The following is a 19,122-nucleotide window of genomic DNA, read 5'->3' as shown; positions in this document are numbered from 1 at the left end:
GCCAGCTTTTTTGCGGTGGCCATGGAAAACCATTGTTGCACAGCGACAGCGATGCCCACAAATTTTCATGTCTCACCATTGAAAATTTATGTCGCAATTTTGAATGTTTTTGCGCCATGCGCCGTGATAGCGGCTTGGCTCGAGTCTGAAGCGTTTCAGCCATGACTGCAAGTAAGGCTTGTGGCCGGCAGCCTGGGACAGAAAAGCCTGCCGCGTGACAACGCAGCAGGCTAGTCGAAAGTCAGTAATCGCTCAGCAACTGGGCGGCGGGGTGGTGCCGCCCGGAAGGTATCAGCGGGCCGAGGCCAGCTCTTGTTGGACGCTGGCGACGGTACGTGGCCAAGGTTTACCAGCCTGGACCTTCGCTGGCAAGTTCTTGATTGCCGCAACCGCTGCGTCGCGGTTGGCGAAGTTGCCGTAAGTGACTACGTACAGCGGCTTGCCCTGCAGGTTTTTCTTGAAGTAGCGATAGTCGCCACCTTGAGCCTTCACGAACGCCTGAGCCGAAGCCTCGGAGCTGGTACCCAGGATCTGCACCACATAATTGCCCGGTTTCTGCCCGGCGTACCAACCGCTGTTGCCGCTGCCACCGGCTGCCGGCTTCTCGACAGGCTTGGCGGCCGGCTTGGCCACGGCGACCTGGGTTGGTGCTGGTGCAGGCTTGGCAGGCGCAACCGGCTTGGCAGGTTGGGTTGCGACAGGTTTTGGCGCAGGCGCAACCGGCTGCGGTGGCGTCTGTACTGGCTGGGCTGGCGCCGCGGCTACTGGCTGGGCAGGTGCCGGTGCCGGGCCCGCTGGCACACCTTGCGGCGGCGCGATGGTGGTCACGGTTGGCGGCGGGTTGCCTGGCTGCAGGGCGGTATCACCGGCCGGGCTGCCCTCTTCACCCTCGCCCATGCCCGCGGCCTGGGCCAGTGGCTCGCGCATCACCGGCTGCGACTGGCCAACCAGCGGCAGCGGCATCGGCTGGGACGAACCCGAGAACTCGATGGCGGGATTGCCACCATTGGCCTGGCCCTCGCCAAGCGGCAGCTGGGCCTGGGCGGCCGGCGCTTCGGCAGGTGCCTTGTCACCTTTCTTCGGCATCAACACCGCGGCCGCAACGGCGACCACAACCACAGCGGACAGCGCGAGCACATGTTTTTTAGGCATCTTGAACCCCATGGATGGTCGCTTGGCCGTCGAGCGGCTGGCGATCATGGCTTCGATCAAAGTGTCACGGGCGACCTGGTTGATGTTGCCAGGCCAGCCGTCGGAGTTTTCATGGATATCGACGATCTGTTCACGGCTGAACACCTCGATGCCCCGGCCAGCACCTTCCAGGCGCTGCTCCAGGTACTCGCGGGTTTCTTCTTCACTGTAGGGGGCGAGTTCGATGATGTGGAAGCGTTCTTCCTCGATATTGATCTCGTCCAGCCCGGCAATCAGCGACGGCTCACCGAACAGGAACACGTGCGGGCGCCCTTCCGGTACACCCGCCGCCAATTCCAGCAACGCTTGGAGTGCCGACTCGTCGAGTTGTTCCGCATCGTCCACCAGCAAATACACTTCCTGGCCGGTCAGTGCCAGTTGCACCACCTTGGCCAGGATCGCCTGCATTTCGGCCTCGGCCACATCCAGGTTCTGTGCAACCTGGCCGAGTACGCTGGCGGCATCGCTGGCGCCACGGGCGGACACCACCACGCTCTGCACCGCCTGCTTGTTGGTACTGGCCACCAGGGCCTGGCGCAGCAGGGTCTTGCCACTGCCCAGCGGGCCGGTGACAACCAGCATCAGCTGGCTGTAGCGCGCCAGGTGATGCAGCTGGCCGAGCACGGGCTTGCGCTGGGCCGGGAAGAACTTGAAGCCGGGCACGCGGGGCGCGAACGGATCATGGCTCAACTGGTAATGGTCGAGAAAGGCCTCATCGGCATGCAAACTGGTCATTGCGCTGTCACAACCTCAAAGCTGGGCCACGATCGCGCGGTAATCCGCCGACAACGTGGCCTGTAGAATCTCTTTCGGATAGTCGTCGGTCACCACGGCCTCGCCCATCTGGCGCAGCAGCACCAGACGCAGGCGGCCGTCGAGCACTTTCTTGTCGACCGCCATGTGCTCCATGAAATGCGCCGGGGTCATTTCCTGTGGTGGCACCACCGGCAAACCTGCGTCCTGCAACAGGCGGATTCCGCGATCGCGCTCGGCCTGGTCGATCCAGCCAAGGCGCATGGACATCTCCAGGGCCATCACCGTGCCCGCCGCCACGGCTTCGCCGTGGAGCCACACGCCGTAACCCATGTGGGTCTCGATGGCATGCCCGAAGGTATGCCCCAGGTTCAGCGTGGCGCGCACGCCAGACTCGCGCTCGTCGGCACCCACCACCGCGGCCTTGGCCGCGCAGGAGCGGCGGATGGCTTCGGTCAGCGCCACCGGGTCGAGGGCACGCAGTGCCTGCATATTGTCCTCGAGCCAGGCGAGGAACGGTTTGTCGCAGATCAGGCCGTACTTGATCACTTCGGCCAGGCCTGCTGACAGCTCGCGTGCCGGCAGGGTCTTGAGGCTGGTGGTGTCTATCAGCACCGCATTGGGCTGGTAGAAGGCACCGACCATGTTCTTGCCGAGCGGGTGGTTGATACCGGTCTTGCCGCCGACCGAGGAGTCGACCTGGGACAGCAAAGTGGTCGGCACCTGGATGAAGTCGACGCCGCGCTGGTAGCAGGCGGCAGCGAAGCCGGCCATGTCACCGATCACGCCGCCGCCCAGGGCAACCACGGTGGTGCGGCGGTCGTGCCGTGCAGTCAGCAGGCCATCGAAGATCAGCTGCAGGGTTTCCCAGTTCTTGTGGGCTTCGCCATCGGGCAATACCACCGGCAGCACCGAATAGGCCCCCAGGGTCTTGCTCAGGCGTTCGAGATACAGGGGCGCGACGGTCTCGTTGGAAACAATGGCAACCTGCCGCCCGGCAATGTGCGGTGCCAGCAGCTCAGGCTGGTCCAGCAGGCCTTCGCCAATGTAGATCGGGTAGCTACGCTCGCCCAGGTCGACCTTTAGTGTCTGCATGTATCCCCACAATGTACTTGGGCGCGGCGCCGCTCGGGCACCTACGCGGTTACGTTGAACCTCGCCTCGGCGCTGGTGGCCGAGAATAGTCCCGGGCTAACGGGGCGGCAACTGCTGCAAGCGCTCGAGAATATCGATCACCACCATGCGTGGCGGCCGCTCGTCGGTTTCTACCACCAGGTCGGCGATCTCGCGGTAGAGCGGGTCGCGGGCTTCCAGCAGGGCGCGCAAGGTCGCCTCGGGATTGGCGGTGCGCAACAGGGGGCGATTGCGATCACGCGCGGTGCGACCAACCTGCTGTTCGACCGAAGCATGCAGATAGATCACCCGGCCACCCTGGTGCAGGGCCTTGCGGTTGGCTTCGCGCATTACCGCACCACCGCCGGTCGCCAAGACCACGCCATCGAGTGCGCACAGCTCGGCGATCATCGCCTGCTCGCGGTCACGGAAACCCGGCTCGCCTTCCTTGTCGAAAATCCACGGGATGTTGGCGCCGCATCGCAGTTCGATTTCCTTGTCGGAATCCTTGAACAGCAGGCGCAGCTCTTTGGCCAATAGGCGTCCGATGGTGCTTTTACCAGCACCCATGGGCCCCACAAGTATCAAATTTCGCACAGAATCAACGACTCACAGCAATCGCCTGGTCACTCATGATACGCGGAGTCAGGAAGACCAGCAGCTCGGATTTTTTCTCTTGTAATGCATCGCGTCGAAACAGCCGCCCAACATACGGCAGATCGCCGAAAAATGGCACCTTGTCGACCACATTGTTTTGCGAAGTCGAGTACACGCCACCGATCACGATCGTTTCTCCGTCCGTCACGCGAACCTTCGCATTGACCTCGTTCTTGCGGATCGGCGGTACGTTGTTCAAGGCATTGACGTAATCCGGCTCGTCCTTGGTCACCCTGACGGTCATGATCACCTTGTTGTCCGGAGTGATCTGCGGGGTCACTTCCAGCGACAACGAGGCTTCGCGGAACGCTACCGAGGTGGCGCCGCTCTTGCTGGTTTCCTGGTACGGCACCTCGGTGCCTTTGAGGATCCTGGCCGTTTCCTTGTCGGCCGTGACCACCTTGGGCTGCGAGATGATTTCGCCGTTGCCGCTCTTTTCCATGGCACTGAGTTCCAGGTCGAGCAGCACATCGCCACGCAACAAGCCCAGACCGATGCTACCGCCCACCCGCTCCACCCCGAGATCGACGAACAGATCCTTGCCCGGGCGCGGGTTCTCGACATACAGCGGCCCACCCCAGCGCACCCCCAGGCTTTTCTCGTAATCGACGTTGGCCTCGACGATACGTGCCTCGATCGCCACCTGACGCACCGGCACATCCAGCTGCGCCACCAGCTGCCTCAGTTCGGCAAGGCGGTCCGCCGGCTGGTACACCACCAGCGTATTGGTGCGCTCATCGACACTCAGGCTGCCCCGACCGTTGAGGATGCCGTCATCCGCCAGGCTCGCCAGCAGCAGCTCTGCCAGCTCGGCGGCCTTGGCGTGATGAATGGGCAACAGCTCCCGACGCAACGGCTGCAACTGTACATCCAGCGCCTGGCCCACATGGGCATCGACAGACTGCGCGGCAAACTCCGCCGCGGGCGCCACCAACAGCACATTGCCCTCCTGTCGCCGGGCCAAGCCCTTGCTGCGCAGCACCAGATCCAGCGCCTGGTCCCATGGAACATCCTCAAGGCGCAAGGTGACGCTACCCTGCACGGCATCGCTGGCAAACAGGTTGACACCGGCATAGTCAGCCAGCACCTGCAGCACCGAGCGCACTTCCACATCCTGGAAGTTCAGCGACAGTGGTTCACCCTGATAAGGCATTGCCGACGCCAGCGGGAACGGCAGCAGGGCTGCCAGCATCCATTTCATCAATCTTTTCATCGTCGTCCGGGGCCTCCTTGCCCAGGTGCTTTGCCAGCGTGATGAACGCCGTGCGTTCATGCCACCCCCCTGCCATGAACAGCCGTTCGCGTACTTCGACCTGGGATTGATCAACTCTCGCCACCACCCCCTGGTCACGCCCGACCCGGTCCCCAGGGCGTACGCGATAGAGCCTGCCCGCCGCCATCAGCAGTGCTTCGTGTTCCGCTCCACGTGACAGGCTGCCGACCATCTCCAGTTGCGCCAAAGGCACGCCGGCCAACCCGCTGGCCGACAATCGCGTCGCTCCAGGCGCAAACGGGTCGACTGCGGGCGCTGCCGTCCCGCCCCTGGCTGGCATGCGCGCTAGCATCGCAGGCTGCGGCACTGGCGCCAGCGCCTGATAGGCATCAACCCGCAACTGCAGGCGCAGCAGCCCAGGCTTGCCATCTGCTGGAGCCAGTTGCAGGTCACCACTACGCAAAACACGCGCCTGGCCCAACCAGTCACCCAGCCACTGGCGCAATGCCGCGTATCGCCCCACCACCTGTAGCTCCAGCGGCACCTGGCGGAAACCGGCCTGCTGTTCGTCTTCATGAACGTCGAAGCGCTCGATCAGCAAGCCATGCGCGTGCCCCGAAGCCGCCAGACGCTCAAGAAGGTCACTCATGCCCTCACCGGCCGCCAGGTGCCAGTGCGCCTCGCGCAAGCGTTGCTCGGCGATGGTTACCGACGCGTGGAGTTGCTCCAACTCGGCCAGTTGCACCGCGCCGGCTGAATGCTGTTCGTTCAACTCGGCGTGCCGAGCCTCCTCCTGCGCCTGCTGTTGCAGCGCTGCAGGCAGACGTATGGCGCAGCCCAGGCCGAACAACGCCAAGGCCACCAGCACTGGCGCCAGCTGCCTGAAGCGGCTGGAGCTCTCGGCCATGGCCAGCCAGCCGAGCACCTGCGCAACATTCACGACCAGAACGCCGAAACGCGCGCCCCCAGCAGGAATTCATCGCCGCCTGGCAGGCTCCTGACGCGTTTGAGTTCCAGACCGACCAGCGCACTCGAGCGACTCAGGTCACGCATGAACTGTGCGACCACGGCACCTGACTTGGCCAGCCCGGTCATCTGCAGATTGCCATCTTCCAGGCTGAGGTCGAGCAGTTGCACACCCACCGGCAACGCCCGCTCGAGGTCAGCGAAGACCCCGACCAGCACATCCTGATGGGCGCGCAGTGCTTCCAGCGCCACCACGCGTGCCAGCAGCGCCTCATGCTGCGCATGCACATCGGCCAGCGGCTGCAACTGCTCGCCCAACGCCTCAAGGGCTGCCTGGCGCCGGGTATTGGCCAGCGCCTGCTGCTCCCCGCGCTGGCGCGCCAGCTGGTCGACCAACATCACGCCACACAGGGCCAGTAGAGCGCCGGCGACCAGTTGCCTGCGGAAAGACCGCAACGCGGCTTGCCGCTGCCGTTCGCGCCAGGGCAGAAGGTTCAGCCGCATCATCGACGCAATCCTCCGAGAGCCAGGGCGCAAGCCAGAATCATCGCACCATCGACGTGTTCCAGACGCGCCAGGTCAGGCACTAGGCGGCACGGAAGGTTCAGCTGGGAGCCGAGGCTTTGCAACTGGCCCGCTTCGACCGGAGAACAGCTGGCAATCAACAGGCATTCCGGCAAAGGCTCACCGGCGAGCAAGGCCAGCAGGCGCTCTGGCAGCGCCCCGGTTATCGTCGACAGCCCCAGGCTCAGCTCACGCCGTTGCTGAGGCTGCCCCGAATGCCAGCCATAAAGAATGGTGCTGTGCGCCTCGATACGCAGCAACGCCGAGCTTTGGTGCCGGCCCTGCGGCAGCATGCGCCCCAAGGCAATGCTGTCGACCTCCACGGCCTCCAGTTGCAGCCCTGCCTCCTCGACGATGCCTTCAAGTGGCGCCAGTGCGCTCTGCCGACATGCCGCCACCATCACCTCGGCGCAGCCTGGCTGGACGCGAGAACCGCCCAGGACCTGAAAATCCAGGGCCAGGTCTTCCAGCGGAAATGGAAACAGCCGTTCGGCGTCAGCCAGCAGCTGCGCCTCCACTTCTGCACCGCCCTGTTCCACTGGCAGGTGGCATAGCTTGCAGATCACCTGGTTACCCGGCAGTGCCAGCGCGACCCGGCGCTGTCTGAGGCCGCTGCGCCTGTAGGCGCGCCTCAAGGCAGCCGCCACGGCGCCAGGCTCTGCCGCCCAATCACTGCCAGCCAATGATTCGAACGGCTCTTGTACCGAGGCAAGCACCCGGCAGCGCCGGTTACGCCGCTGCAGTTGCACAATCCGAACGGAGTCAGGGGCAATTTCCACCCCCACGAGTGAACCGGCATCCTTGCCGAAGCGTCCTAGCATCGTGGCATCCTTGTTGTCTGTCGCCGCCATCTTTCGCGGCTACCTGCCCCAACCCCGCGTCAGCACTAGGCCGCGCCTGCCCATCGAGGCGACGGGCAGCCTGGCCGGTAACCCGGAGAGGCGAAAAAATGCTTATAATGCCCAGCGTTTTTTGGTCCGCCGGACCTGCGTGCAATCCACTCCCAACCTGGACACCGAAAAGCCTTGATACGTCTGCTGAAGTTCTTCTGGTGGTCTTCCGTCGCAGTCATCTGCGCGCTCGTACTCGGTGTGAGCGGTGCGTTTCTGTATCTTAGCCCCAACCTGCCCTCGGTCGAGTCGCTCAGAAGCATCCAGTTGCAGATCCCCCTCAGGGTGTACAGCAGCGACGGCAAGCTGATTGCCGAGTTCGGCGAAATGCGTCGCTCACCGATCCGCTTCGAGGAAATTCCCCCACAATTCATCCAGGCGCTTCTGTCGGCCGAGGACGACAACTTCCTCAATCACTACGGTGTCGACCCCAGCAGCCTGATGCGCGCCGCGACCCAGTTGGTGAAAACCGGCCATATCCAGACCGGCGGCAGTACCATCACCATGCAGGTGGCGAAGAACTTCTTCCTCACCAGCGAGCGCAGCTTCTCGCGCAAGACCAATGAAATCCTGCTGGCCCTGCAGATCGAGCGTGAGCTGACCAAGGACGAGATCCTCGAGCTGTACGTGAACAAGATCTACCTGGGCAACCGCGCCTACGGTATCGATGCCGCCGCGCAGGTGTACTACGGCAAGTCGATCCGCGACGTGAGCCTGGCGCAGATGGCGATGATCGCCGGCCTGCCCAAGGCACCCTCGCGCTTCAACCCGCTGGCCAACCCCGTACGCGCCAAAGAGCGCCGCGACTGGATCCTCGGCCGCATGTACAAGCTGGGCAAGATCGACGAAGCCAGTTACCAGGCGGCCCTGGCCGAGCCGCTCAACGCCAGCTACCACGTGCCCACGCCTGAAGTGAATGCGCCTTACATCGCCGAAATGGCCCGCGCCGAAATGGTCGGTCGCTACGGCAGCGACGCCTACACCGAAGGCTTCCGCGTCACTACCACGGTGCCCAGCGACATGCAGGAAATGGCCAACAAGGCCATCCTCAACGGTCTCTCCGACTACGATGAGCGCCACGGCTACCGCGGGCCCGAAGCACGCTTCCCGGGCCGCACCCAGGCAGCCTGGCTGCAGGAACTGGGCAAGCAGCGCAGCCTCGGCGGCCTGGAGCCGGTCATCGTCACCCAGGTCGAAAAAACCGGCCTCAAGGTGCTGACCCGCAGCGGCCAGGAAGAGCAGGTGGCCTGGGACACCATGAAATGGGCGCGCCCGTTCATCAACAGCAACTCCCAGGGCCGTGCGCCGCAGTCACCGGCAGATGTGGCCCAGGTTGGCGACCTGGTGCGCGTGCAGCGCCTTGAGGATGGCAAGTTCAAGTTCAGCCAGGTACCTGGCGCGCAGAGTGCGCTGGTCACCCTCGACCCTTACAACGGCGCCATCCGCGCCCTGGTCGGCGGTTTCTCGTTCGAGCAAAGCAACTACAACCGCGCCATGCAGGCCAAGCGTCAGCCGGGCTCGAGCTTCAAGCCGTTCATCTACAGCGCCGCACTGGACAGTGGCTACACCGCATCCAGCCTGGTCAACGATGCACCAATCGTGTTCGTCGACGAGTACCTGGACAAAGTCTGGCGACCGAAGAACGACACCAATACCTTCCTTGGTCCGATCCGCATGCGCGAAGCGCTGTACAAGTCGCGCAACCTGGTGTCGATCCGCCTGCTGCAGGCCATGGGCGTGGACCGCACCATCGACTACATCGCCAAGTTCGGCTTCAACAAGCAGGACCTGCCACGCAACCTGTCGCTGGCACTGGGCACCGCCACCCTGACCCCTATGGAAATCGCCACAGGCTGGAGTACTTTTGCCAACGGCGGGTACAAGATCACCCCGTACCTGATCGATCGCATCGAAAGCCGCAGCGGCGAGACGCTGTTCACCGCCAACCCGGCTCGGGTACCGCAAGGTGCCGAGGACCAGGCGGGTGTGGCCGCGCCCGAACAGCCGATCAGCACAACCGCCATGCCTGGCGAGGCACCCGCTGCCTTCAGCCAGGTGGCTTCTGCACCGCAGGCGCCGGCCGTGGCCGAGCGGATCATCGACGGTCGCACCACCTACATCCTCACCAGCATGCTGCAGGACGTGATCAAGCGCGGCACCGGCCGCCGGGCGCTGGCCCTGGGCCGCACCGACCTGGCAGGCAAGACCGGTACCACCAACGAGTCCAAGGACGCCTGGTTCTCTGGCTACAACGCCGACTACGTGACCACCGTGTGGGTCGGCTTCGATCAGCCCGAAACCCTTGGACGCCGCGAGTACGGCGGCACGGCGGCACTGCCGATCTGGATGAGCTTCATGGGCGCGGCACTCAAGGACAAGCCTGCGCATGCGCCGGCAGAACCGGAAGGCATCCTCAGCCTGCGCGTCGACCCGGTCAGCGGCCGTGCCGCTTCGCCGAGCACGCCGAATGCCTACTTCGAGCTGTTCAAGGCCGAGGACTCGCCGCCGTCGGTGGACGAACTGGGCACTGGCGCAGCACCGGGCAGCCCACTGCCGGCGGATGAAGCGGCGCCGATGGACCTGTTCTGACGGCAGGTGCTTGTCTCAGGTTTTTGCGTGGGCGCGTAAATCGAGCGCCGCGCGGGCGGCGCTCGATCTCATAGGCGACAAATTTGCCATGGCAAACACCCAGCAGCCCTGACACATCCTTCACAACGGCAAACAAAAAGCCCCGGCTCATACGAGCCGGGGCTTTTTTGTGTCGCCAGGCAGCAATCAGCCTTTGAACACGTCATCCACGCTGGTCAGCGGGTAGTGCTTCGGATACGGCAGGGTTGCCACGCCGGATTCGATGGCGGCCTTGGCCACAGCGTCGGAAACGACAGTGATCAGGCGTGCGTCCAACGGCTTCGGAATGATGTACTCACGACCAAATTCCAGAGCCTGTACGCCGTAGGCGTCGCACACTTCCTTCGGCACTGGCAGCTTTGCCAGATCTTTCAGGGCGATGGCGGCGGCGATTTTCATTTCTTCGTTGATGCGCTTGGCGCGAACGTCCAGGGCACCACGGAAGATGAATGGGAAGCCCAGTACGTTGTTGACCTGGTTCGGGTAGTCGGAACGACCGGTAGCCATGATCACGTCGCTGCGAGTGGCATGCGCCAGCTCTGGCGAGATTTCCGGGTCCGGGTTCGAGCAGGCGAACACGATCGGGTTGGCAGCCATCGACTTCAGGCCTTCGGCGCTCAGCAGGTTCGGGCCGGACAGGCCTACGAACACGTCGGCACCGTCGAGGGCGTCAGCCAGGGTACGCTTGTCGGTGGCGTGGGCGAACTGCGCCTTGTACTGGTTCAGGTCGTCACGGCCAGCGTGGATCACGCCGCTGCGGTCGATCATGTAAATGTTTTCGACCTTGGCACCCATGCTTACCAGCAGCTTCATGCAGGAGATGGCGGCAGCGCCGGCACCCAGGCAGACGATCTTGGCGTTTTCCAGCTTCTTGCCGGCGATTTCCAGGGCGTTGATCATGCCGGCAGCGGTCACGATGGCGGTACCGTGCTGGTCATCGTGGAATACCGGGATGTCGCACTGTTCGATCAGGGTGCGCTCGATTTCGAAGCACTCAGGCGCCTTGATGTCTTCGAGGTTGATGCCACCGAAGGTGATCGAGATGCGGCGAACGGTGTCGATGAACGCCTGCGGGCTTTCCGACTCCACTTCGATGTCGAACACGTCGATACCGGCGAAACGCTTGAACAGAACACCCTTGCCTTCCATGACCGGCTTGGAAGCCAGTGGGCCGAGGTCACCCAGACCGAGGATGGCGGTGCCATCGGAAATCACCGCAACCAGGTTGCCTTTGCCGGTGTATTTGTAAGCCAGCTCTGGATCACGGCCGATTTCACGCACGGGCTCAGCAACACCTGGGCTGTAGGCCAGGGCGAGGTCACGGGCGGTGGCTGTGGGCTTGGAGAGTTCGACGCTCAGTTTCCCCGGACGAGGTTGAGCGTGATATTCGAGAGCGGCGGTTTTCAGGTCTGACATGGTGGGCATTCCGCTATTTACTGTTCTGACGGACCGCCGAGGATACGCAAAGAGCCGGGGAGCCACAAGACTGGTCGGTCACTTGTGTCAAGGCCTTTAGCCTACGACTTTACGCTATAACCCACGGGGCATACGCCTAACAGTGTGTACAATCCAATAGCGAAATGTCTACATCTTTTAGCCTGAAATGCGCTCCAACATGCTCGGATCGGTCAACGGCAACAGCCAACGTCGCTGCCCGGGCTTGAGGCCGCCCTTGCGGGAACGATCCAGCACCCAGCCACGCGCCTCGACTTGGCGTCCCTTGAGGTTATCGAAGAAGCTGGCGGGGAAGTTGCGCTGCAGACGAGCGGGAACCTGCAGCACCACCGCACCGTCCAGGTTCAGCCAGACCCCGCCACGGTTGCGCTCCACGCCTTCGATGCGGCCCGCAATGACCGCAAAACCCGACTGCCGGACATCCCCGGCACGCACCACCGGCGAACGACGCCACAGCCCGGAGCCAGCCTTGCGCGCAGCCTGCTCGGCAAGCTGCTGGCAAGCGCTGAGGCGCACATTGGGGGCAACCGCGACGCGATAGCCCAAGCCCTCGCTGAGCAGCTGTGCTTCGATATTGTCGCCATTGCGCCCGTAGATATGCGCCAGCGTGCGGCCGTATTTGTCCTTGGACTCGACGCCCGGCTCCAGCCCTACACGCCAGTCGCTGGCTTTGACCAAAGCCTGCAAACGCTGCCTGGCGGCCTCGGCATAGGGTTCGCTAGTGCGCCCGTTACGGCCGATTTCCGGGGCATTGATGCCGATCAATCGCACGCTGCGGCCATCGACCAGGCGCAAGGTATCGCCATCGACCACCTGGCGCACCGCCACCTGCTGAGGGCTGCTTGGTAGCGGGCAGAACGCCAGGGCCGGGAATTGCCAGATGACGCCCATAAAAAAGGCGCCCACAAGGGGCGCCTTTTTTTGCAGCAATGCGAAACCCGAGGGGTTCGCCATGCGCATGATTACTTCTTGGTACCGAACATACCGAAGCGATCGGCGAACTTCTGTACGCGACCACCGGTGTCCAGGACTTTCTGCTTACCGGTGTAGAACGGGTGGCACAGGTTGCAAACGTCGATCGCCAGGGTGCTGCCCAGGGTCGAACGGGTTTCAAACTTGTTGCCGCAGCTGCAGGTGACTGCAACTACTTCGTAGTTCGGATGAATATCTGCTTTCATGGTCACTTCCTCGAGCTGCGTGCCGCCACCCAACACCAATTGTTGAATACCGCACGTAATTAGGCGGCGAATAATACCAGAGCATCACGCCAACGCAAGTTGTCGCTTGCACCGACCGTCGTCTGCTAGGCTCGCCAGTCTTTGAAACGCCCTCCGAGACTTTCCGCGTGTCCGACGTCATCCTGCGCCTTGCCCTGCCCTCCCCGCTGCGTCGCCTGTTCGACTACAAGGCGCCGGCAAGCATGGCACGCCAGGCCTTGACTCCGGGCATGCGCATTCGCGTGCCATTCGGCCGCCGCGAAATGATCGGCGTGCTGGTGGAGGTGTGCGAGCAGAGCGAAGTGCCCGCCGACAAGCTCAAGCCGGCCAGCGCCCTGCTCGACCCGGTATCACCGATCCCGCCGTCGCTGTTCAAGTTGTGCTTGTGGACCGCCCAGTATTACCAGCACAGCCTGGGTGACACGCTGAGCTGGGCCTTGCCGACCCTGCTGCGCCAAGGCGAACCTGCCGAGATGCGCCAGGAGCGCTTCTGGCACGTCGCCCCCGGCGCCCGCCTGGAAGACCCGCGCATCGCCCGCGCTCCGCGCCAGCGCGATGCCCTCAAGACCCTGGCCCAGCACCCGCATGGCGTGGCCCACAGCCTGCTGGCCAAGCTCAATCTGAACAAGGACAGCCTGGACCTGCTGCTGGCCAAGGACCTGGTGCAGATCGAGGTCCGCCGCCATCTGCCGGCACTGCGCCACGAACACTGGCTGGCACAGCCGGAACTGCCGCTCAACGAAGAGCAACGCGATGCATTCGACGCCGTGCGCGAAGGCTTTGGCGGCTTTGGCGCCTTCCTGCTGGCCGGTGTCACCGGCAGCGGCAAGACCGAGGTGTACCTGCAACTGATCCGCGAAACACTGGAAGCCGGCAAGCAGGCCCTGGTGCTGATCCCGGAGATCAACCTCGGCCCGCAGACCCTGGCCCGCTTCGAGCAGCGCTTCAACGCCCGCATCGCCCTGCTGCATTCGGCGGTGAACGACCGCGAACGCCTGGATGCCTGGCTGGCAGCCCGGGACGGCGAGGCCGACATCATCATCGGCACCCGCTCGGCACTGTTCACGCCGATGAAGAACCCTGGCCTGATCATCATCGACGAGGAGCACGACGGCTCCTATAAACAGCAGGAAGGCCTGCGCTATCACGCCCGCGACCTGGCTCTGGTGCGCGCCCACCAGGAAAACGTCCCGATCCTGCTCGGTTCCGCCACGCCATCGCTGGAAACCCTGCACAACGCCCTGACCGGTCGCTACCGCCTGCTGCGCATGAACCAGCGCGCCGGCGGTGCCCGCCCGCCACGCATGCTGCGCCTGGATGTGAAGAGCCTGCCGCTGGACAGCGGTATCAGCGGCCCACTGCAGCAGGCCATCCGCCAAACCCTGGAGGCAGGCCAGCAAGTGCTGGTATTTCTCAATCGCCGCGGTTTCGCCCCGACCTTGCTGTGCCACGATTGTGGCTGGCTGTCCGAATGCCCGCGCTGCGATGCGCGCATGACCGTGCACCAGCGCTCCGGCGTGCTGCGTTGCCACCATTGTGGCTATGACGAGCGCCTGCCGCAGCAGTGCCCGCAGTGCAACCACGTTGACCTGCGCCCGGTCGGCGCCGGCACCGAGCGCGCCGAGGAGCGCCTGAAAGTGCTGTTCCCGGATTACCCGATCCTGCGTGTGGACCGCGACAGCACCGCGCGCAAGGACGCCATGCACAACCTGTTCAGCACCATCCAGCGCGGCCAGCCGAGCATCCTTGTCGGCACCCAGATGCTCGCCAAGGGCCATCACTTTCCGCGGGTGACCCTGGTGGCCATCCTCGATGCCGATGGCGGGCTGTTCTCCGGCGACTTCCGTGCCAGCGAACGCATGGCGCAGTTGATCGTGCAGGTCGCCGGGCGGGCCGGGCGGGCCGAAGAGCCCGGCAAGGTCATCATCCAGACCCACCTGGCCGACCATCCACTGCTGGTGCAGCTTACCGAGCAGGGCTACTTCGCCTTCGCCGAGCAGGCCCTGGACGAACGCCGCGCCGCCGGGCTGCCGCCTTACTCGCACCTGGCGCTGCTGCGCGCCGAAGCGCACAAGCCCGGACAGGCCGAAGGTTTCCTCGACGAGGCCTGCGCCGCCGCCGAGCGCCTGGTGGCCGAACAGCGCCTGCCCGGCATCGAGCTGCTAGGGCCGGTGCCAGCACCGATGGAGCGCCGCGCCGGGCGCTTCCGCGCACAACTGTTGATACAGGCCAATACGCGGGCGCCTTTGCATCGACTGATCAGCGCCTGGTTGCTAGTGTTGGAGCAGATGCCGAGCGGGCGCCAGGTGCGGTGGTCGCTGGATGTCGACCCGGTAGACCTGTACTGAATCGACCGGCCTCATCGCCGGCAAGCCAGCTCCCACAGGTTGCGCGCACTCTTCTGTGGGAACTGGCTTGCCGACGATGAGGCCCTCGAACACAACATGGAACCCTTGATGGTTGCACCCCAAAGGTTGGCAACCCGCCCCCAGCCACGGATAATGCCCAGTTTTTCCACCTGCGCATCCAAGCGCTCCACCGCGCTTGCGGTCGAAAAGAGATCCCCATGAAAGACACCATTCGCCAGCTGATCCAGCAAGCCCTCACCCAACTCGTCACCGACGGTGTGCTGCCTGAAGGGCTGTCGCCGGCGATCCAGGTGGAAAACGCCCGGGACAAGACCCACGGCGACTTCGCCAGCAACATCGCCATGATGCTGGCCAAGCCAGCCGGCATGAAGCCGCGCGACCTGGCCGAGAAACTGATCAATGCCCTGCCGGCCAGCGCCGACATCAGCAAGGTCGAAATCGCCGGCCCCGGCTTCCTCAACTTCTTCCAGAACACCGACGCCCTGGCCAACCGCCTGGATGCCGCACTGGCCGACGCCCACCTGGGCGCGCGCAAGGCCGGCCCTGCGCAAAAGGTTGTGATCGACATGTCGGCACCCAACCTGGCCAAGGAGATGCACGTCGGCCACCTGCGTTCGACCATCATCGGTGACAGCGTGGCGCGCGTGCTGGAGTTCCTCGGCGATGACGTGATCCGCCAGAACCATGTGGGCGACTGGGGCACCCAGTTCGGCATGCTGCTGGCCTACCTGGAAGAAAACCCGATCACCAGCGACGAGCTGTCGGACCTGGAAAACTTCTACCGCGCCGCCAAGAAGCGCTTCGACGAATCCGAAGAATTCGCCACCCGCGCCCGCGGCCTGGTGGTCAAGCTGCAGGCCGGCGACCCGGACTGCATGGCCCTGTGGACGCGTTTCAAGGACATTTCGCTGTCGCACTGCCAGAAGACCTACGAGCTGCTCAACGTCAAGCTGACCATGGCCGACGTGATGGGTGAAAGCGCCTACAACGACGACCTGGCCAACGTGGTCGCCGACCTCAAGGCCAAGGGGCTGCTGGTCGAAGACCAGGGCGCCCAGTGCGTGTTCCTCGACGAGTTCAAGAACAGCGAAGGCGAGCCACTGCCGGTGATCGTGCAGAAGGCCGACGGCGGCTACCTGTACGCCACCACCGACCTGGCTGCCGTGCGCTACCGCAGCAACGTGCTCAAGGCAGACCGCGCCCTGTACTTCGTCGACCAGCGCCAGGCCCTGCACTTCAACCAGGTGTTCGAAGTTGCACGCCGCGCAGGCTTCGTGGGCCACCCGATGCAGATGGAGCACATGGGCTTCGGCACCATGAACGGTGCCGACGGCCGCCCGTTCAAGACCCGTGACGGCGGTACCGTGAAGCTGATCGACCTGCTCACCGAGGCCAAGGAACGCGCCTACGCGCTGGTCAAGGAAAAGAACCCGAGCCTGGCCGACGAAGAACTGCGCCACATCGGTGAAGTGGTTGGCATCGGCGCTGTGAAGTACGCCGACCTGTCCAAGCACCGCACCAGCGACTACAGCTTCAACTTCGAGCTGATGCTCAACTTCGAAGGCAACACCGCGCCTTACCTGCTGTACGCCTACACCCGCGTGGCCGGCGTATTCCGCAAACTGGGCAAGGGCTTCGATGAAGTCGACGGCAACATCGTGCTGCAGGCTGCCCACGAACAGGACCTGGCCGCGCGCCTGGCGCAGTTTGGCGAAATCCTCAACAACGTCGCCGACAAGGGCACGCCGCACGTGCTGTGCAGCTACCTGTACGACCTGGCCGGCCTGTTCTCCAGCTTCTACGAGAACTGCCCGATTCTTGCCGCCGAAACCCCGCAGCAGCAGCAGAGCCGCCTGCGCCTGGCGGCGCTGACCGGCCGCACTCTCAAGCAAGGTCTGGAACTGCTCGGCCTGGAAACCCTGGAGCGCATGTAAGTTGGCTGCCAAGAAAAAACCCGCACCCAAACGCGGCGCCAGCCGCCAGACGGCGCCGGCCAAGCAGCCGATTCCCGGTTGGGTATGGCTGGCGGTCGGCCTGACCGTAGGCGCGTTCATCGTGTTCCTGATGAAGCTCGAGCCCGGTGGCGAAGACATCAAGCGCACCAAGCCCGAGCAGCAGAAGGCGGAGAAAGTGGCCGAAGCCGGCAAGCCGGCGCAGGCCACCCCGCAGCAGCCGGTGAAGCCGAAGTACGACTTCTACACGCTGCTGCCGGAGTCCGAGGTGATCGTGCCGCCGGAGGCCGTGCCAGAGAAGACGCCACCCGTCCCGGCCCAGCCGGTGACCCCGGTGACGCCGGCCGAAGCGGCGAAGATCGACACGGCGCGAGCCCAGGCGGCGCTGATGGGCCAGACCCCGCCACCGGCGCCACCGGTGATCAAGCCGGCGGCAACCACCCAGTTCTTCCTGCAGGCTGGTTCGTTCCGCAAGCAGGCCGATGCCGACAAGGTGCGTGCGCAGATCATCCTGCTGGGCCAGTCGGTGAAGGTGGAGTCGGGCACGGTCAAGGACGAAACCTGGTACCGCGTACTGGTGGGCCCGTTCAGCAACCGCGAGCAGCTGACCGGGGCGCAGAAGCAACTGGCTGGGGCAGGTTTCAGCAACCTGCTGCTGCAACAGCGGCAGACCCGTCAGTAACCTGCATTTGCGCCCTGTGGGAGCGGCCTTGTGTCGCGAAAGGGCCGCAAAGCGGCCCCAGGATTTCAGCGGTGCTGCTGAGCATGCTGGGGCTGCTTTGCAGCCCTTTCGCGACACAAGGCCGCTCCCACAAGGGCTGTGCGTCAACCCCGCCCCGCATTCCGCTCGGAAACCTGGCTGTTCAGCGTCCAGAAGTCATACAGCACCCCCACCAGGAACAGCCCGCCGGTAAAGAAGTAGATGATCGCGGTGATCCACTTGCCCTGATACAGCCGGTGCAGCCCAAACACCCCGAGGAAGGTCAGCAGGATCCAGGCGATGTTGTAGTCAATGCGCCCGGACTGGAACCGGAGGTCAGCTTCACGGTCCATGGACGGGATCAGGAACAGGTCGATCAACCAGCCGATGCCCAGCAGGCCCAGAGTGAAGAACCAGATGGTGCCGGTTACCGGCTTGCCGTAATAGAAACGATGCGACCCGGTAAAGCCGAAAATCCATAGCAGGTAGCCAATGGTCTTGCTGTGGGTGTCGTGAAACGGCGCCCCCTGTTGATAACTGTTCATTCATAGCCCCCGTGGGTTATCCGAAAATTTTCTAAGAAAAAATGTGACTTTCTTGTCGCAGGCCGACGTACGGCACCTGGACAATCGACCAACGGATCAAAGATTGATCAAAAAGCTGTTATAAAGTTGCGCGCCCAACACATAACTATTCATAAGAGCTTCATCTATGCCGCCTTTACTCAAGACATGGCTGACCCTCTGCCTATTATTGCCCCTGGCCGCCCACGCCACCAATCGTGAGCAACGTCTTCCCAATGGTTTTACCGGCTACACCACCAATGCCTCGGTAAGACACGCACCAGTCAAGCAGACCGCGCTGCGCACCCGCCCAAGCAATGCCGCCATCAGCCGCAGCGTGCCCGGTGCGCCAGTCGCCGCCATGTCGCCGAAGCAGAGCAGCGATGTGCTCAGCCGCGCGGTGAATGTGCTCGGCACCCCTTATGTCTGGGGCGGCAGCAGCCCGAAGAAAGGCTTCGACTGCAGCGGGCTGGTCAAATACGCCTTCAACGACGTCGCCGACGTCGACCTGCCGCGCACCTCCAATGCCATGGCCCAGGGCCACGGCGTCAAGGTAGCCAAGGGTGACCTGAAGCCAGGTGACCTGATCTTCTTCAACATCAAGAGCCGTCGGGTGAACCACGTTGCCATCTACCTGGGCAACGACCGCTTCATCCATGCTCCACGCCGTGGCAAGCGGGTGAGCATCGACACCCTGAGCAAGCCTTACTGGCAGAAGCATTACGTGGTGGCCAAGCGAGTGCTGCCGAAAGAACAGCAGCAACTGAGCCTGGCCAAGCGCTGATCTGATCGGCGCTCTCCTGTATCGGCCTCTTCGCGGGCACGCCCGCTCCCACAGGTACCGCGTCGCTCTCTCGGGCAGCGCCATACCTGTGGGAGCGGGCGTGCCCG

16 protein-coding genes are annotated in these 19,122 nt (G+C 63.8%); 5 read left to right on the top strand and 11 right to left on the bottom strand.

What is annotated here, in order from left to right:
* Positions 1-291 precede the first annotated feature (291 nt).
* The 7 genes from CAG18_RS10620 to pilM form a co-directional block, all read right to left on the bottom strand.
* Positions 292-1,926 (bottom strand): SPOR domain-containing protein, encoded by a 1,635-nt coding sequence (locus tag CAG18_RS10620; protein ID WP_054572202.1) that lies wholly within the window; start codon positions 1,924-1,926, stop codon positions 292-294.
* 15 nt (positions 1,927-1,941) lie between these two features.
* Complete coding sequence (aroB, locus tag CAG18_RS10615; protein WP_015272135.1) at positions 1,942-3,039, bottom strand: 3-dehydroquinate synthase; 1,098 nt, start codon at positions 3,037-3,039, stop codon at positions 1,942-1,944.
* A 96-nt stretch (positions 3,040-3,135) separates the two neighbouring features.
* On the bottom strand, positions 3,136-3,654 hold the full coding sequence (gene aroK, locus CAG18_RS10610) for a shikimate kinase AroK (protein WP_015272136.1): 519 nt from the start codon (positions 3,652-3,654) through the stop codon (positions 3,136-3,138).
* A gap of 4 nt (positions 3,655-3,658) precedes the next feature.
* Positions 3,659-4,927 (bottom strand): type IV pilus secretin PilQ, encoded by a 1,269-nt coding sequence (locus CAG18_RS10605; protein WP_085720867.1) that lies wholly within the window; start codon positions 4,925-4,927, stop codon positions 3,659-3,661.
* Positions 4,851-5,852, bottom strand: a complete 1,002-nt coding sequence (locus CAG18_RS10600; protein WP_043936291.1) for a pilus assembly protein PilP — start codon at positions 5,850-5,852, stop codon at positions 4,851-4,853. Before CAG18_RS10600 ends, CAG18_RS10605 begins: the two co-directional genes overlap by 77 nt.
* A gap of 11 nt (positions 5,853-5,863) precedes the next feature.
* Positions 5,864-6,400, bottom strand: a complete 537-nt coding sequence (locus tag CAG18_RS10595; protein ID WP_085720866.1) for a PilN domain-containing protein — start codon at positions 6,398-6,400, stop codon at positions 5,864-5,866.
* Positions 6,397-7,278: a type IV pilus biogenesis protein PilM gene (pilM, locus tag CAG18_RS10590; protein WP_054572203.1), complete on the bottom strand. Its 882-nt coding sequence runs from the start codon at positions 7,276-7,278 to the stop codon at positions 6,397-6,399. The genes CAG18_RS10595 and pilM overlap by 4 nt, the downstream gene beginning before the upstream one ends.
* A gap of 207 nt (positions 7,279-7,485) precedes the next feature.
* Here pilM and CAG18_RS10585 point away from each other — a divergent pair, with 207 nt between their 5' ends.
* The gene (locus tag CAG18_RS10585; protein ID WP_371035194.1) at positions 7,486-9,936 is read left to right on the top strand and encodes a penicillin-binding protein 1A; all 2,451 of its coding nucleotides are present in this window, start codon (positions 7,486-7,488) and stop codon (positions 9,934-9,936) included.
* 186 nt (positions 9,937-10,122) lie between these two features.
* Here the strand turns inward: CAG18_RS10585 and CAG18_RS10580 are convergent, their stop codons facing one another.
* The 3 genes from CAG18_RS10580 to rpmE form a co-directional block, all read right to left on the bottom strand.
* On the bottom strand, positions 10,123-11,391 hold the full coding sequence (locus tag CAG18_RS10580) for a malic enzyme-like NAD(P)-binding protein (RefSeq protein ID WP_015272142.1): 1,269 nt from the start codon (positions 11,389-11,391) through the stop codon (positions 10,123-10,125).
* A 177-nt stretch (positions 11,392-11,568) separates the two neighbouring features.
* Positions 11,569-12,390, bottom strand: coding sequence for a thermonuclease family protein (locus tag CAG18_RS10575; protein ID WP_085720865.1), 822 nt, complete (start codon positions 12,388-12,390; stop codon positions 11,569-11,571).
* Positions 12,391-12,392: 2 nt separating this feature from the next.
* The gene (gene rpmE, locus CAG18_RS10570; RefSeq protein ID WP_003257833.1) at positions 12,393-12,608 is read right to left on the bottom strand and encodes a 50S ribosomal protein L31; all 216 of its coding nucleotides are present in this window, start codon (positions 12,606-12,608) and stop codon (positions 12,393-12,395) included.
* A gap of 167 nt (positions 12,609-12,775) precedes the next feature.
* Between rpmE and CAG18_RS10565 the strand changes: the two genes are divergently transcribed.
* The 3 genes from CAG18_RS10565 to CAG18_RS10555 all read left to right on the top strand — a co-directional run bounded on the left by CAG18_RS10565 (position 12,776) and on the right by CAG18_RS10555 (position 17,650).
* Positions 12,776-14,995: a primosomal protein N' gene (locus CAG18_RS10565; protein ID WP_039612529.1), complete on the top strand. Its 2,220-nt coding sequence runs from the start codon at positions 12,776-12,778 to the stop codon at positions 14,993-14,995.
* Positions 14,996-15,213: 218 nt separating this feature from the next.
* Positions 15,214-16,950 (top strand): arginine--tRNA ligase, encoded by a 1,737-nt coding sequence (argS, locus tag CAG18_RS10560; protein ID WP_013974613.1) that lies wholly within the window; start codon positions 15,214-15,216, stop codon positions 16,948-16,950.
* A gap of 1 nt (position 16,951) precedes the next feature.
* Positions 16,952-17,650 carry an SPOR domain-containing protein gene (locus tag CAG18_RS10555; RefSeq protein WP_025340965.1) on the top strand — a complete coding sequence of 233 codons (699 nt, stop codon included), beginning with the start codon at positions 16,952-16,954 and terminating at the stop codon, positions 17,648-17,650.
* A gap of 143 nt (positions 17,651-17,793) precedes the next feature.
* On the opposite strand, the gene CAG18_RS10550 is transcribed toward CAG18_RS10555, so the two are convergent.
* Entirely contained in the window at positions 17,794-18,213 is a 420-nt protein-coding gene (locus CAG18_RS10550) for a TM2 domain-containing protein (RefSeq protein WP_013974614.1), read from the bottom strand.
* Between the two features lie 166 nt (positions 18,214-18,379).
* Here CAG18_RS10550 and CAG18_RS10545 point away from each other — a divergent pair, with 166 nt between their 5' ends.
* Positions 18,380-19,015 carry a C40 family peptidase gene (locus tag CAG18_RS10545; protein ID WP_085720864.1) on the top strand — a complete coding sequence of 212 codons (636 nt, stop codon included), beginning with the start codon at positions 18,380-18,382 and terminating at the stop codon, positions 19,013-19,015.
* The last annotated feature ends 107 nt before the right edge of the window (positions 19,016-19,122 follow it).

Source organism: Pseudomonas sp. B22(2017) (assembly GCF_002113105.1).
Lineage (GTDB): Bacteria > Pseudomonadota > Gammaproteobacteria > Pseudomonadales > Pseudomonadaceae > Aquipseudomonas > Aquipseudomonas asiatica.
This window is presented reverse-complemented; position numbering and strand designations above follow the sequence as displayed.